The 17,374-nt window shown below is 48.0% G+C and carries 8 protein-coding genes; 7 read left to right on the top strand and 1 reads right to left on the bottom strand.

Annotation, left to right across the window (positions count from 1 at the left end; translation table 11 throughout):
- Window positions 1–62 precede the first annotated feature (62 nt).
- On the bottom strand, window positions 63–5,009 hold the full coding sequence (locus LU351_RS06135; RefSeq protein ID WP_232593181.1) for an NAD-glutamate dehydrogenase: 4,947 nt from the start codon (window positions 5,007–5,009) through the stop codon (window positions 63–65).
- Between the two features lie 775 nt (window positions 5,010–5,784).
- On the opposite strand from LU351_RS06135, the gene LU351_RS06130 reads away from it, so the two are divergent.
- From LU351_RS06130 to LU351_RS06100, 7 genes are all read left to right on the top strand, one after another.
- The gene (locus LU351_RS06130) at window positions 5,785–6,744 is read left to right on the top strand and encodes an AAA family ATPase (protein ID WP_232593180.1); all 960 of its coding nucleotides are present in this window, start codon (window positions 5,785–5,787) and stop codon (window positions 6,742–6,744) included.
- 90 nt (window positions 6,745–6,834) lie between these two features.
- On the top strand, window positions 6,835–7,824 hold the full coding sequence (locus LU351_RS06125; protein WP_232593179.1) for a DUF58 domain-containing protein: 990 nt from the start codon (window positions 6,835–6,837) through the stop codon (window positions 7,822–7,824).
- Complete coding sequence (locus tag LU351_RS06120; RefSeq protein ID WP_232593178.1) at window positions 7,821–8,624, top strand: DUF4381 domain-containing protein; 804 nt, start codon at window positions 7,821–7,823, stop codon at window positions 8,622–8,624. Before LU351_RS06125 ends, LU351_RS06120 begins: the two co-directional genes overlap by 4 nt.
- A complete protein-coding gene (locus tag LU351_RS06115) occupies window positions 8,611–9,639 on the top strand; it encodes a vWA domain-containing protein (RefSeq protein WP_232593177.1) in 1,029 nt (342 codons plus the stop codon). Before LU351_RS06120 ends, LU351_RS06115 begins: the two co-directional genes overlap by 14 nt.
- On the top strand, window positions 9,567–11,732 hold the full coding sequence (locus LU351_RS06110; protein ID WP_232593176.1) for a VWA domain-containing protein: 2,166 nt from the start codon (window positions 9,567–9,569) through the stop codon (window positions 11,730–11,732). Before LU351_RS06115 ends, LU351_RS06110 begins: the two co-directional genes overlap by 73 nt.
- 107 nt (window positions 11,733–11,839) lie before the next feature.
- Window positions 11,840–13,603, top strand: a complete 1,764-nt coding sequence (locus LU351_RS06105; RefSeq protein WP_232593175.1) for a BatD family protein — start codon at window positions 11,840–11,842, stop codon at window positions 13,601–13,603.
- Window positions 13,604–14,515: 912 nt separating this feature from the next.
- Window positions 14,516–17,290 (top strand): TonB-dependent receptor, encoded by a 2,775-nt coding sequence (locus LU351_RS06100; protein ID WP_232593174.1) that lies wholly within the window; start codon window positions 14,516–14,518, stop codon window positions 17,288–17,290.
- Window positions 17,291–17,374: the final 84 nt, after the last annotated feature.

The following is a 17,374-nucleotide window of genomic DNA, read 5'->3' as shown; positions in this document are numbered from 1 at the left end:
AACTTTATTGAAAACGCAACTCTCTAAACGACTCTCTCAGATACAATCAAGCTTCCGACACATTAAACATTAAGTCGGCATGCTTCACTGCTGTCGTCCAAGGATTCGCATTGGCTAGAAGCATGGGCCAAGTCATAAAGCTCACGCATTGCCACCGAGAACATGGCGAAGTCGGTAGTCGTACTGGCTTGTAGCTCTAGCATCATCGACGTCCAGCGTCCGTATAATTCTTTATGCTGAGTACGCCACGCTTCAAAGACCGCCACAAAATCCATATTGCTGGGCTTTACGCGCAATAACGCTATGGTGATAGACCGCATTTGAGCTTCCATATCATCCAAAAAGGCCTCTCGCGCCATGGCTTGCCAATAAGTCTCTACGGTGACCTCAGAGATTTGTCGAGCAAACCAATTTAAACCCAGTTGTTCGCTCACATGGAAAAACATGTGCGCCACTTCCTTCACTGTCGCGCCACTGGATTTTGCCGCTTCCACTAGGCCCAACCCAGAGTACAAACTGGACGGCACCGCGCCGGCTTTGGCAAAGTCATCACTGAGCCCTAAGGCTTTTAAACTGTCGTATTTCTTTTGCCAACGCTCTAATTCTGCACCGGTTAATACGAGCGGCAAAATCGTCGCCAGTTCGTTTAACACCGTCTTAAAGTGGTTAACCTCGAAAGCAATATTTAATTCTTGACGACGATTGCGCAAGAACCAACGGGTCCCTCGACGCACTCGGCGAATCATGTCTTTTAACAACGTAAATTGAATATCCGTCGGCTGAGCGAAATCCAACCCCTCCACCTCTTGGCGAAATTCAGGATATCGAAAGGTATCTCGGGCGGTGACATAAGCACGCGCAAGCGCTACCGGTGCCGCGCCGGTGGATTCCATTAACCGATGAAAATAGGTAATACCCGCATTATTCACCAAATCATTGGCCAGCTGGGTGGCTATAATTTCACGACGCAGAATGTGTTGACGAATTTCATTGGGGAATTTTTCCCGCAGTAAAGGTGGAAACGCCTCCTCAATAATATTGGCAATGTAATCGTCCTGTGCAATCTGATCCTCCGCCAAGACTTCTTTTAACACGACTTTGACGTAAGAAATCAGCACCGACAATTCTGGACGACTTAAATTCTTCCCCTGACTGTGACGCTCCAGTAACACGTCGTCGTCCGGCAAATATTCAAGACGGCGATTTAATCGCCCTTCACTTTCCAAGCGACTGATTAAACGCCGGTATTCTGCAAAGCGTCCACCAGACTCAGACAATGCAACACTGATGGCCTGTGTTTGCTGATAATTATTGGATAACACCAACTCTGCAACTTGGTCGGTCATGTCCGCCAATAACGCATTGCGCTGTTTGGTGGTCATGTCCCCTTGCGCGAGCAAACCATCAATTAAAATCTTGATATTCACTTCGTGGTCAGAGCAATCCACTCCGGCTGCATTGTCAATAAAGTCGGTATTACAGGCACCACCATTTAAACAAAATTCGACACGCCCCAACTGAGTCATGCCCAAATTGCCGCCTTCGCCAAAGACTTTACAACGCAATTGGCTTCCATTAATACGCAAGGCATCGTTGGCTTTATCGCCCACGTCACTGTGGCTTTCGTTGGAGCCTTTAACATAAGTACCAATGCCTCCATTCCAAATTAAATCCACTGGGGCTTTTAATAAACGATGAATTAAATCCGTTGGGGCTAACCGATCTTCAATAATGGAAAAACGGGCTTTCATTTGCGGCGTAATCACGATGCTTTTGGCACTGCGCGAGAAAATACCCCCCCCCTTAGAAATGAGTGATTTATCGTAATCGCCCCAATTTAATTGCGGGTTATCGAACAGGCGCTGGCGCTCAACAAAAGTTTTAGCGGCATTGGGCTCCGGGTCAATAAAAATGTGCATATGGTTAAACGCGGCGCATAAGCGAATATGCTCTGACAACAACATCCCGTTGCCAAACACATCCCCGGCCATATCGCCCACGCCAATCACCGTGAAGTCTTCTTTCTGGATATCCACGCCCTGCTCTTTAAAATGACGCTGAACCGATACCCAAGCGCCTCGAGCCGTAATGCCCATGCCTTTATGGTCGTACCCCTGGCTGCCGCCAGACGCAAATGCGTCCCCCAACCAATGGCCGTAGCGAATGGAAATCTCATTGGCAATATCGGAAAAAGTCGCCGTGCCTTTATCGGCGGCCACCACCAAATACGGATCATCTTCATCGTGATGGACAACCTCAGTGGGATGCACCACTTCACCATTAATGATGTTATCCGTCACATCCAATAAACCTTGAATAAAGGTCTGATAGCAAGCAACGCCCTCTTCCATAAACGCTTTTCGCCCGCCGGTGGTGGGCGGCTTTTTCACCACAAACCCACCTTTTGCTCCGTTAGGCACAATCACCGCATTTTTCACCTGCTGCGCTTTCACCAAGCCCAATACTTCAGTACGGTAATCTTGTAAACGATCCGACCAGCGCAAACCACCTCGGGCCACTTTGCCCCCGCGTAAATGCACTCCTTCAATGCGTGGGGAATACACAAAAATCTCGAACATGGGTCGAGGTTCTGGAATATCCGGAATATCCCGTGGCGATAACTTAAAGGAGATGTAATCTTTCGTCTGACCGACGCTGCCGTCTTGGGAATAGTCTTTCTGGAAATAATTCGTCCGTAAGGTGCCGTTCATCAATTCCAAATAGCGACGCAAAATACGGTCTTCGTTGAGGTTATCCACCTCTTCTAAACTGTCGAGAATTTTTTTATTCAGCCGCTCAACCCGATCGTTATCTAATTTCGTGAATTGATTCACGCGGGGGTCAAATCGGCCTTTAAACAAGGCCACTAAATTGCGGGTCACTTCAACGTGATTGCATAAGGTATCGGCAATGTACGATTGGCTGTAATTAATGACCGTTTGTTTCATGTATCGAGCATAAGCCCGTAACATCGAGACTTCCCGCCAACTAATGCGCGAGGCAATCACCAAACGATTAAAGGCGTCACTCTCTACTTGCTCCAACCAAATAGCTTCAAACGCTTCTTGGAAAATTTTACGAGACGCACTGACATCCACTTTGCTTTTGTGGCTATAAAGCAAATAGAAATCGTGCAAATACACGCTCTGACCCTGCTCATTTTCGATGGCATAAGGGTATTCACCCAACACACGTAGACCAAGGTTCTCCAAAATAGGCACAACACTGGATAACTCTATCGAGCTATCTCGTTGGAAAACTTTAAAACGAATTTCATTGGGTGCGGAGTTCAGAGCCTGATAAAAACTCATCGCCACCGGGCGTTCTGGGGTGAGCGTTTCAATAGATTGAATATCCGATACCGCCGTGCGGGCATCGTAGGCTTCACGGTAGCCTTCCGTGAACGCCAAACCGTACTCGCTGCGGTATTTTGTGGCACGTTCTTCGCCAAACGCCTCTAGCAATGCCGTGTAAAAATGATCGTCCCAGCCACGGGTTAAATCGATAATTTTGCGTTCTAATGCCTCGACATCCACATTGATCACAGACTCTGGGTCTACCCGAAAAACAAGGTGAGCACGGGCTAAAATGGATTCAGAGAAGTGGGTATTAAACTCGGATTCCAACGCGTTTATTTCGCTGGTGATGAGATCTTGAATTTTTAACCGAATTTTTGTGCTGAACAAATCACGAGGGACATACACCAAAAAATTGATGAATTTTCCGTAAGCGTCTTTGCGCATAAATAAACGCACCTGGGAGCGTTCATTAATTTGCGCCACACCCGTCGTAATCGACAGCAATTCACTGGTGCTGACTTGGAATAATTCATCTCGGGGGAAGGTTTCTAATATACGACCAAAGGACTTACCTTCAAACGTGGACATGTCATGGCCTGAACGACTGACTACCTCTTCCACTTTTTTACGCACAACCGGAATGTCGTAAATTTTATTGTCGTACACCATGGAGGTATACAAACCAACAAAACGGCTTTCACCAATAATGTCACCGCTTTTATTATATCGTTTAACAACAACGTAATCGGAATAGGCACTGCGATGAATACGTGAACGCACCGCCGATTTGGTAAAGGCAATGTTGTTGTAGGACAGATAAAAACGCTCCATGCCCTCACTGAATTCTGAGGACAATTCCGGTGCGACAACCCCTTGCCGAGGTTTAAAAATACCCAGTCGCTTTTCTTCTCTTTCTTTCAGAGTGGCTTCATCACCGTCACGAATCAGATCAAACTCAGCATAGCCTAAAAAAGTGAAATTCCCCTGAGTTAGCCAATGCAAAAACGCTTTGGACTCATTCACCAAATCGCCAGCGGCTTCACGGCCTTCTTTTTGCAAACTCAACTCTAAGTTATCCGATACGTGTTTCGCGCAGTCAACCATGGGGCCATAGTCTTTTACGACCTGACGAATTTCTTCGAGCACGGAGACAATCGCATCACGCATAGACAGCAAATCACCCATGGACGCATGACGGTTAATTTCAAAATAAATCAACGCCTCTTTTTGTACGACCTGACCTTTCTTGGCTTTGGCCGGGGCCTCATTGCGACCGTGGACTTCAACCAATTTGCCTTGCGCATCACGAGTAACTTGCAACACGGTACTTTTTAAAAAATGCACCGGAATATGACGACGGTTAAATTCAATACGAATGGAATCGGTTAAAAACGGCATGTCTTCCACTAACACATCCACAATGGTGTGGTTAGACAACCAACCGTTTTCTTCCAAGTTAGGGTTAAACACACGGGCGGCAATGTGCCCAGGCTCTAACAGTTGAAACTTTCGCCACAGTTCCGCTAAGCAGCCATAGACGTCTTTGTATTGTCGACCGTCAAACTCAGCCAATGGGAATCGTTGAAAATAGATTTCTGCAAAGTGCTTTAATGCTTCACGGTCGGCCTTGGGGTGATACTCGTCGATCACCTCGACCATGCGCTCTAAAAAAGCGTCGGTGTTGTCTGTCATGACGCAATTGATTTCCACTGCTGATGCCTCTTCGTTCATTATTATTCGGTGTCAAGTTGGTTAAACGGGTGACAAATACCTCTCACTTTTGGCGAGAAGCATTTTTATAAAATTAGTACGACTTCATAAAATTAGTACGACTTTATAAAATTAGTACGACTTCATAAAAAGTACGACGATAAAGTCAGTGATGCTGATTCAGCATCGGTAGAGCTCGTAAAGTTAATGCTAGTAACGTTAATGCTAGTTAAAGTTAGTGCTAGTAATTAAAAAAGACGAACTTAGGTAAGCGTAGTAAAACGTGTCGATAAATAGGCAAAATTAAAGTGCTGACTGAACGTTCATCCTTGAGGGGTGAATATAACGAAACTCCGTGAATTTTGCCCGGCTTTCTTGCGTTAAACATCACCAAGAAGAGACTTTTTTGCTAAGCCACCGTAATTAGAGCAACTTACACACAATAAGGGCAAAAATTACGCAAAACTCATCAATGCAATGTATAGAGTCATTAAGAATCTACGTTATTAATCATTGGCCCGCCTCATGAGCGGAACTTTGGCTCACACTGCCAGTCTACTAGCGCGCTAAGTGAATGCGTATTCTTTGGGTAAGAAAACCCCTTGAAACTCAATCACTTGCCCCAATAAGCTTGAAAAGTCATGGTGAGGAAAAACTCCCCCCAATGCAAAATAAGCTACACCGTATCAACGGAAAGCAACAACGTACCAACTGAACATGAAAGAAACCGTACAGCGCCTGTACAATGACTCAACGCAAGGACACACCAAACCGTATGTCGCAACAAACTGAGATACTTCACTTACGTGATTGGTTGGCCCACACGATTATTGGCCAACCCCATTTAATTGATCGCCTTCTCATCGCCTTACTTGCCGATGGTCACCTGTTGGTTGAAGGCGCCCCCGGGTTGGCAAAAACCAAGGCCATTAAGACCCTGTCCGATGGTATTGAAGCCACGTTCCACCGTGTGCAATTTACGCCAGACCTATTGCCCTCGGATGTGACCGGAACGGATATCTATCGCCCAGAAACCGGTGAGTTCGAATTCCAAAGTGGGCCGATTTTTCACAACCTCGTGTTGGCCGATGAAATCAACCGTGCCCCGGCAAAGGTACAGTCATCACTGCTTGAAGCCATGGCGGAACGCCAAGTGAGCGTGGGGAAAACCACCTACGCCCTGCCGGAATTATTCCTCGTGATGGCCACTCAAAACCCCGTCGAACAAGAAGGCACCTACCCACTGCCCGAAGCACAGTTAGATCGTTTCCTTATGCATGTGAACGTAGACTACCCGGATGCTGAAGCTGAGCGACAAATTTTGCGTCTTGCTCGAAAAGAGGCCCGCAAAGATGAAGTGCCTCAACCCAACCCCATTTCGGAAGCCTCTTTACTGAATGCACGCCAAGAGATTCTGGGTTTACACATGGCCGACGCTGTGGAGGATTACATTGTCGCCCTCACTAACGCCACTCGTCGCCCAGAGCAAGTGAGTCCAGAACTGGCCCAGTGGATTGAATTTGGCGTCAGCCCCCGAGGCACCATTGCCCTCGACCGCTGCGCCCGTGCTCACGCTTGGCTCAAAGAGCGCGATTACGTCAGCCCCGATGATGTCCAAGCGGTCATTCACGACGTATTCCGTCATCGACTGGTCTTAAGCTTTGAAGCAGAGGCCAATGGTATCCATGCCGATGCGGTCATCGACAAGCTTCAAGAATGGGTAGCTGTGGGCTAACCCGGCAGACTGAATCAATTTGTCGATTTAAAGAGCACTTGTTAAAGAGCACTTGTTAAAGAGTACTTGTTAAAGAGCACTTGCGTAACCATGCCAACCTCTGATTTATCATCGCGACACTCTGTTCAAGATTTGGCTTCCCACTTTGCCCCTGCCGGCGCCTATGTGGAGCTAGATCGTTTAATTGGCTGCCGATTTTTATGCAGCCAATTGAACATCAATACCATTAAACCCAGCAAAGCCCTGCTCAGCGGGCCGGTGAAAACCCGTTTTAAAGGCCGGGGGATGGAATTTGAAGAAGTGCGTTTGTATCAGCCCGGCGACGATATTCGCACCATTGACTGGCGTGTGACCGCACGAACGCAAGTGCCACACACCAAAATTTACAAAGAAGAACGCGAACGCCCCATCTTCGTGTTGGTGGATCAACGCTCCAGTATGTTTTTCGGCAGCCGCGTGTGCTTTAAATCCGTGTATGCCGCCCACTTGGCCGCCATGCTCGGCTGGATGGCCATTGGGCAAAACGACCGCATCGGCGCACTCATCGCCAGTGATACGCAACACCACGACGTTCGCCCCCGCCGCAGCAAACACGCACAACTGGAGTTGCTTCACGGCTTGGTCGCGGCCAACCATGGTTTAACTGCCCCGTTTGCCGAGCAAAGCCAACCTCTCGAAGAGATTTTAAAAGAAGCACAGCGCATTGTGCGCCCAGGAAACGCGCTTTTGGTGATCAGTGATTTTCACGATTTCTCCGACAATTGCGCAAAACAGTTGCACTTATTATCGCGCCATTGCGACCTAACGCTCTTCCATGTCTACGATGCCATGGAAGCTCACTTACCCACACACGACCAACTCACCGTCAGCAACGGCCTTGAGCGATTGGTGCTCAATACCCGCTCCAAAGCCGTCCAGCAGGCCTTTGACGCACAGTTCTCTCACCGTCGCCAGCAACTGCAAAAGTGCGCCGATGGCTTAGCCATTGCGTTGGTAGACGCTCCTGCTCATGAATCCCCCAGCGATTTGCTGCGTGCCGTGTATGGTCGACAAGATCGACGCATGGGAGGTCGCCGGTGAGATTAACGTTGTTCACGAAGCGCATCTCTGTGCTCATTCGTTTGTGTCTGTATGCTGGCTTATCTGTGCTCTCACACTTGCCTGTCGCACAAGAGCTTCCTTCTTCTGCATCAGATATGACTGCACCAACGATGACTGCACCAAAGATGACTGCACCGGCAATGACCGCACAGCCGTCACCCATACCGCCCCATCAAGCCCTGCCCTTACCGATAGGACAAAAGCCGATGGGACAAATGGGGCAGTCACCATCAGGCGGGATACCCGCCATGGGCACGCCCAACTCAGCCCTGCCTTTACGCGGTATTGTGGAGCCCGAGCCGCCAGGGTTTCAACTGGCCGCTGGGTGGTGGGTTCTTATCATCGTGAGCGTGGCCGTCACCCTAGCTGGGTTCCTTTGGATTCGCCGGCACCGTCGACAAAATGCGTACCGTCGTGAGGCGATATCCCAGCTTTCCACTTGGCACGCTCATAATGAGATTGAAATGGCACGGCTGAACCAACTGTTAAAGCGGGTTGCTCTCACCAGTTTTGGTCGACAAACCGCCGCCCAAGCCAGTGGTGAGCCCTGGAAAACCCTGCTGACCCAATCCACTAAAAAGCCTATTTTCACACCAGAGGTATTGGACGCGATTGTTCACCATTATCGGCATAACGATAAGCCAGACCACATTCTCAACACGGAAAAAGCCGTGACACAGGTGAAACGCTGGATTCAGCAACATCAGCAGGATTGTTTGCTGTCTGCCAAACCACACTCTGCCCTAGAAAACAGGAGGAGCCAGCATGTTAACGTTTGAATGGCTCTGGGTATGGTGGTTACTGCCCCTACCGATGGTGTTTTGGCTGATCTTGCCCGCCGCAAAACGCCAACAATCCGCATTAAAAGTGCCGTTTTTCCAAGGGATAAAACCGCTCTCACAAGGCAGCAGCAGTGAACACCGTCGACACTGGCTTGGCGGTTTACTGCTCACCTTGATTTGGCTAGCCCTGCTAGCGTCCGCCAGCCGACCAACTTGGGTGGGCGAACCCATCGAACTACCCGTCTCTGGCCGTGACTTGCTCATCGCTGTGGACATCTCCGGCAGCATGGATACCCAAGACATGATCATCAGCGGGCAAGCGCTCGACCGACTGTCGGTGGTGAAATATGTAGTGGGTGAATTCGTCAAGCGCCGCGCACAAGACCGATTAGGATTAATCTTATTCGGCACCAATGCCTATTTGCAGTCGCCGTTAACCTTCGACCGCGATACCGTTGGCACTCTGTTGCAAGAAGCCCAAACCCGTTTTGCCGGAGAGAAAACCGCCATTGGGGAAGCAGTGGGCTTGGCGGTGAAACGCTTGAAAGATCGCCCAGAGAGCAACCGGGTGCTGATTTTACTGACCGACGGCGCCAATACCGCCGGTGCCGTCACCCCCATGAAAGCGGCGGACCTTGCCAAGCAAGCCGGTGTCAAAATTTATACCATTGGGGTTGGGGCGGATGTGTCGGCCCGCTCGCTGTTAAGTAACCCCTTTGCCCGACGCAGTGCAGTCAGTGATTTGGATGAAGAAACCCTCTACAACATTGCCGAAACCACCGGTGGGCAATACTTTCGCGCCCGAAATCCACAAGAGCTGATGAACATCTACGCCGAACTGGACGCACTGGAACCCATCAAACAAGAAGCGGAAGTGTTCCGGCCCACCAAAGCCCTGTATTACTATCCACTTGCAGTGGCACTGTTACTGAGTGGCTTATGGGCATTGACGAGCCTCTTTATCCCTCTATTTCGACGCCTTGGAACGAACAAAGCACACGCAAACTTATGAATGAATTGATCGACTTTCATTTTATTCGCCCACTGTGGCTACTGAGTATTCTGCCGCTAGCGCTCATGATATGGGGGCTGCTTAAACGTCAAGGCGACGGCGGCAGTTGGCAGAAATACATTGATGCCAACCTGCTCCCACACTTGATGGATGGCAAAACCGTGAAAGCTCAGCGCTGGCCACTGGGTGCCCTCGCCCTTGCATGGCTTATCAGCGCCATGGCACTGGCTGGCCCCACCTGGGAAAAACTGCCACAACCGGTGATCAAATCCGAAGCGGCCATTGTTATCGTGTGGGACATGTCCCCCTCGATGCTCGCCACCGACGTCAGCCCTAGTCGCTTGGTGCGCTCTCGTTTCAAACTCAACGATTTACTGCAAGCACGAAAAGAAGGGCTAACCGGCCTAGTGGTTTACGCCGGCGAAGCCTACGTGGTCACCCCCCTTTCTGACGACACCCAAACCCTGATCAGCCAACTCCCGGCCCTAGAACCAGGGTTAATGCCCATTCGCGGCAGCAACACAGAAATGGGGATTCAAAAAGCCATCGATTTATTGTCGGCAAGTAACATCAACCGAGGCGAAATCCTGTTGGTAACCGACGGCGTCGTCAGCGATGCCATCACGACTATCCATAAAAAGCTCGACAATACCGGCCATACTTTATCAGTACTGGCCGTCGGCACCGAAGACGGTGCACCCGTGCCCATGGGCGACAGTTTCGCCAAAGACAGCGGAGGCAATATCATTATCGATAAAGTGGATTATCGAACCCTTAAGTCCTTAGCCTTAAAGAATGGCGGTCGTTTCTCGCCATTGCGCCGAGACAATCGCGATATTGAACGCTTTATCGAACCTCCTAGCGCCTTAGCTGACCCCGCCCACAACGACAAAGCCCACAACGACAAAGCCCTGAGTCAAAACGAAAACAGCCGTGAAGTAGAACGCGAATTTGATGCCTGGGAAGAACGTGGGCCTTATTTAGTCTTGGCACTACTGCCCTTTGCCGCCTTCGCCTTTCGTCGGGGCTGGATTTTGAGCCTCTTTTTTTTATTGCCGTTAATGGCCGCACAATCTCCCGTGACCAAAGCGCAAGAGCCTGACCCAAGCCCGGCTTCATCGTCATCGTCTTCCAGCACCTGGACCAATCTCTGGAAAACCAAAGATCAGCAAGGCCAGCGTCTTTACGAACAAGGGGAATACGATGCCGCCGCCAATACCTTCAACCACCCTCAATGGAAAGCCGCTGCCGATTACCACAATGGCGATTATGACTCTGCTCTGAAGGGGTTTACCGGCAACACCGCAAGCGATTTCTACAATCGCGGCAATGCGCTGGCCCAAAGTGGCCGTTTAAAGGAAGCCATTGAAGCGTACGACCAAGCCCTTTCTCAAGAAAGCGATTTTGAAGACGCGCAATATAACCGCGATTTAGTACAAGCAGCCTTAGATCAACAAGAAAATCAGCAACAGAATCAACAACAAAACCAACAACAGAATCAGCAACAAGACTCTCAACAAAACAACGAAAACCAGCAATCGCAAAATGGCCAATCTGAGAACCAACCCTCCCAGGATGGCTCCCAGAGTAACGACTCCAACACTGAAAAGGGCCAACAAAACAGCAGCGATCAACAAAACCCATCGCAACAGGAAAATGCCCAGAATCAGCCGTCTCAAAACGACCCAGCTCAATCTCAGCAAGGCAATAGCGATTCCACTGAAGAGGGTGAAGAACAAAACGCTGGCGCCCAACAAGACACACCTTCACTGGAGGATGAGCAAAACCCCTACGCCCAAGGTAACGAGCAAGACACGGAACAAGAACAAGGGGAAGACGGCCAAGTCACCGGAGCTCAGGAACAACCACAAGACGGTGAACCCAATAGTGATGGTATACCCGCCGCCGCGCCTAATCCCAATGGCCTAACCGCCGAACAGGAACAAGCGCTCAATCAATGGCTGAAACAAATTCCGGATAATCCCGGCGGATTATTACGTGAGAAATTCAAACACCAATACCGTCAACGACGCTTGGAGTACCAATCGGGCGAATGGGAACCCCCCAGTAATAATGCGATTGAGCGTCTTTAATCTCGCTAATAAACCCAGCACATTGAACGCAAGCACTGAAAATACAAGTACTAAAAATACAAGTACTAAAAACACAAGCACAACACGGAACCACCAGGCAAACGAACATGAAACGTTTTTCTTTCCCGTTAATCACCTCAATTCGGTTTATTAACATCACTGCCCTGCTCTGCTTTCTTTTGGTGAACCCCGCTTATGCTGATGAGTTAAGCGCAGAGGTTGATCGCCGCACACTGTCTATTGAAGAAACGCTCAATTTGACCGTACGCTTTAAAGGCAATGCCAACTATGGCGACCCGGATTTTTCTGATTTGGATATCGCCTTTGATGTGTTGAATCAAAGTCGCAGCAATCAATTTCGCAGCTTTAATGGCAGAGGCGAGTCGTGGACGGAGTGGAATTTAATTATCGCCCCTAAAGAAACCGGGAAGTTATTAATTCCTTCTTTTCAGTTAGGCCAACATTTCAGTGATGCCATCGAAATTACGGTCAATAAAGGGCAAGCCAATGCCGGTAATACTGCAAAAGATGTGTTTATCGAGGTGTTGCTGGATACCCAAGAGGCCTACGTACAAGAACAAATTTTGGTTAACGTGCGTTTTCATACGTCCGTTGCTGTCGGCTCGATTTCCAGCGACGACCTCAACATCCCCAACGCCAAAGTAGAGCAACTGTCTGAGCAACGCTATCGCAACACCATCGATGGCCGAGAATACGCCATTGTCGAGTGGGTCTATGGCATTTACCCTCAACAATCTGGCCAATTGGAAATCCCGCCTTTAACCTGGGAAATCATGCTAGGCCGACGCTCTACCTCGTTATTCGACCCGTTTAACAATCGCCGCAATGCCATAAGACGCCTACGCACCGAGCGTAAATCGCTTACCGTATTGCCCAAACCAGCTTCCTACCCAGCTAACACCAATTGGTTGCCCGCAAAATCCATTACCTTGGAAGAGCAATGGCCCGGTGGCGCCAATTTTGTGCAAGGCGAGCCTATTACACGTACGATTGTCTTTACCGCTGACGGCTTGTCTGGATCTCAATTACCGGAACTTCCCATTCAATACCCCAATACCATTAATCATTACCCAGAGCCCGAAAAAGCCGACGAACAAAAAAGTCGCTTGGGTATGGTGACCACCGTCAGCCAAAACCACGCACTGGTAGCCACCCAACCGGGCGACTACACCCTGCCCCCGCTCACGGTTACGTGGTGGAATACCCAAACTGACCAACTGGAAACCACCACTCTACCGGCCAAAAAGATCACCGTTTTAGCCGCCCCGAATACGTCGGGTACGAACGCCGCTAACCTCCCCCAAGCAGCAACAGATAACGACTCGAACAACGCCAGCTTACCATCGGAGATCACACCACCAGAGGCGGTTGAGTCGGTCGGAAGCTCATCTACTTCTACTGGCATTGTCTTATTGTTAATTGCCAGTAATGTCATCACGATTCTTATCGCTCTGTTTTTTGCCTATTTGTGGTTTAAACAACCACGCCTAGTGGTCAATCAAGAAACCCTTTCTCAACACCCAGACACAACCAACGAACGGAAATGTTTTAAAGCACTCGAACAACACTGCAAAGCCGGGGACGCTAAGGCAGTACGCGAGGCACTAATCACTTGGGCTAATGCCAAATGGCCGAGTGAATCTCACCGGATATTGGAAGATGTGGCAGGCAAGTTAAACGCTTCCGCCTGGGAAATACTGAAATTACTCGATGCAACGTTGTACCAATCCGAGCCCTCCTCAACACCTGCGGTGGATTATTCAGCACTGCTCGATGCCATCAAGCAGGCTCGCAATCATAAAGCTCAGAATACAAACACACATTCATTACAAGCTTTGAATGCTGCCTAACGGAAATAAACCTGCCCTTCCCCTCAGTGGACTAAACTGAACCAATAATCTTGTTCACTGAGGAGGCCACATCATTAACCTTGCAACTCACAATCACAAAAACCACCGCCTATTTACACCACTGGCTTTTTTACTTTCAACCGTCGCCATGGCGATGGAACCCACCGAAATAGCAGAGATTTCAGCCAATTATTTTTGCGAAGACAACCCACAATTTTTAAACTGTATCAGGCCGGATATTGTCAACACTGGCGCCTGTTCAGGTTACGTGATTCGAAGCTCAAAGGCTTGCCTTACAACACTCGCTCCCTTAAGCGAGAAATCATCTCAAAATGACTTGGATACGGCGGGTATCAATTACACGCAATGCTCCCTACAAGAGCTCTTAAAGGCGGAGGGAATTTTATACAATGACTTTTCAACATGCGTGGGCGATAGGATCAATAAAAATTAATCCCACGTATTTATTCTGTTTTCTATTCCGACATGGGCTCACCTGTCGGAAATTTTAGTCACCCATCACAACCTAAATTTTAAACACATCCACTTTTCACGCTCTTTGCGCTTAATAAAGAGGTAAACCTCTTTATTAACGAAGACCCAAGACTTCACCGCAAAATAAAATAGGCTACAAGGATATTTTCAGCCATCCCGCACAAGCAAAACTATTCAGTCACCCAACAAATCATTATCTGTAATATTTTCGAAACATCGAAAAATCTATAATGGCGCCGAATTTAACCAGCAGGGAATTTTTTAAAAAAACTTTAATAACGAAGACTTGATTTTTTTAAAAACCACCTGCGCCAAATTGATATCCACTTAATTTATTACAAAATAATTAAAAACTTTCTACTTAGTCAAATCTTTTAAATTAACAGTACTTTTTTATTTAACACTTAGGGAATTTACATGCAAAAGACCTCTTTTCAGTTAGCAAAGCACAGTATTTTGGGTGCTTGTATTGCTACTATTATCTCGGGCCAAGCCAGCGCACAAGAAAAGCCCATTGAAGAAATCGTGGTTGAAGGCTTTCGTTCATCATTATTGAAAAGTAAAGATTTAAAACGCGATGCCATTGGTACACGCGACAGTATTGTGGCGGAAGACATTGCAGACTTTCCAGATTTAAACTTGGCTGAAGCACTACAACGTGTACCCGGTGTTACCATTACCCGTGATGGCGGTGAAGGTCGTCGTATTGCCATTCGTGGTTTGGATTCCAACTTCTCTTTGGTGCAACTTAATGGCATGGACGTATTGGGCAATACCGATACCGCCATGGACAGTCGTGACCAAGGCAGCCGCGACAGAGCTTTCGATTTTAACCTCTTCGCCTCTGAATTATTTAATCGTATTGATGTTGCCAAATCTTACTCTGCCAGCGATGACGAAGGTGGCATGGCCGGTAACGTCAGCTTACGCACTGCTAAGCCATTCGATAAAGAAGGCTTTAATTCTGCATTGTCTGTGCAAGCCGGCGACAACGAATACACCGATGACATTGCACCACGTACCGCGTTTTTAATCTCCAACACTTGGGGCAATTGGGGCGCACTAGGTTCTATCGCTTACAGTGAGCGTGACACTATTGAGCAAGGACCAAATACTTATCGCTGGAGAACCACCGCTCGCCGTGGATTGGGTGACACCATCATTGGCGAAAATGTGAGTGATAGCGATTTACAAGCACTTCAAGAGGGTACAGTTATCGCCCCACGCGGTAACCGCTTATCGGTATGGGAAAATACCCAAGAGCGTTTGGGCATTACTACTGCCTTTCAATACAAAGGCGATGTCTTTGATGTCACTTTAGATGCGCTATACGGTGAGTTGAATAACGACCGTGGTGAATACCACATCAACCCGCGTAACAATAACGGTTCAATGCCTTACGGTAGCGACGTCACCATGAGCAACGTTAATTTACGTGCGCTACCCACTAACGATGCAGGAATTACCCATGAAGTGCTGGGTGCCGATTTCTCTAACTCCGTTTTTAACGTAGAAAGCCGTGCTCAAGACGTGGAAACCACATTTGAACAAGTGGTGTTAAGCGGAAACTTCAATCTTAACCAATACGTCACTCTTCATGGTTTAATCGGCTACGAAAGCTCTGAATTAGAAACCTACAGTTTAAAAGTCTATACCGAAACTCGGGGTGACTTCCGCTACGATTATTCAGACATCATGAGCCCTCGCTTTACCTACGGGCAAGATATGACTGATCCATCGCAGTTTTGGTTGCAAGAAATTGATGTGCGTAAACGATTTAATAAAACCGAGAATAGCACAGCAAAATTCAGCGCTGATATTGCCTTAGATGATCGAGATACTTTACGCGTTGGGGTTGCGGCAAAACAGTTAGAAAATAGCACAGCGCAAGGCGATCAAAATAACCGCTTAAGAGACCTTCAAGGCGATGATTTTGGCGGTGCTTTTGGAGATTTAGCCGATATTGCCGCTGGAATTGATGATGATTTATTCCGCGTCCAATCAAATAACGATCAATTGGATTGGGCCGTAGTCAACCCACGACAATTTGTGAACAGCACTTATGTTCAAAATGCGTTGGCGCGAACAGGACAATCTTTAGACGTCGCCACCACTCTCGGAGATTCCGTCAATGGCGTTGAAGAAGAAACGTTAAACGCTTTCATAGAGTACGAATGGCAACGTGATATTGGCAGTATGGCCTTACGAGGAAATGTAGGGTTGCGTTACTACACTACCGATACCGATACTCAAGTATCTGATGAAGACGGTAACTTCATTGGCTCTATTGACAATACTTATGACGGTGTTTTGCCCGCATTAAACGTTTCCCTTGAACCAACAGACGATATTGTTTTGCGTTTGTCATTAAGCCAAAACATCACTCGCCCGTCCTACTCGAGCTTATCAGATGAGCTCGAAATCGAAGTAGACAATGACGATGTGACAATGGAGAGCGCTAACCCAACTCTAGATCCCTACCTTTCCACCAATTTTGACTTGGGTGCTGAATGGTACTTTGCTGACAACGCGGGTTATGTGGCATTAGCGTTCTACCGTAAAGACATCGAAGATTACATCGTTACCTTAGATCGCACCGTGAGCCTTGCTGAAACCGGTATCAATTTGGATACACTGCGTGCACTTTCTGGTGATAACAGTATTACGTTAGATACACCTGTAAATGTCCAGCGTCCAGTCAATGCAGAAGACGCAACTTTAGAAGGGGTTGAATTTACCTTACAGCGTGACTTCGATTTCTTACCAGAGCCATTCAACAATTTAGGTATGATGGGTAACTTCACCTATGCCGATGGTGAAGTAAATTACTACCCGAATGGCGAAACACTGGAAACAGCCGCGTTCCCGAACTTATCTGAACACTCAAGCAATGTAACGTTGTATTACGAAACAGATAACTGGGGCGTGCGTGTAGCACAGTCTTATCGAGGTTCCTACATTCAACGTACCAGCGATGGAAGTGACGAAGAATTCCGTGGTTTTAAACCCACCACTTTCTTTGATATGAGCGCGTTCTATCAGGTAAACGATCAATTAAAAATCACCTTGGAAGGCTCAAACCTAACCAATGAAGCCGATCAGCAATACTCTAGCAAAGCCGGCTTCCAACGTGCTTACAACATCACCAACAGTGGCCGTACTATTTACCTCGGTGCGTCTTATCAGTTCTAATCGAACTTAGGTAGTATCAAAGAAGGCCAGTATTTTTACTGGCCTTTTTCTTTTTACAGCTGCTGGGTTTCTTTGAATCACACC

Origin of the sequence: Marinibactrum halimedae, assembly GCF_021234875.1 — a bacterium.
Taxonomy (GTDB): domain Bacteria; phylum Pseudomonadota; class Gammaproteobacteria; order Pseudomonadales; family Cellvibrionaceae; genus Marinibactrum; species Marinibactrum halimedae.
The sequence above is the reverse complement of the archived record's forward strand: the minus strand, read 5'-3'. Positions and strand labels throughout refer to the sequence as shown.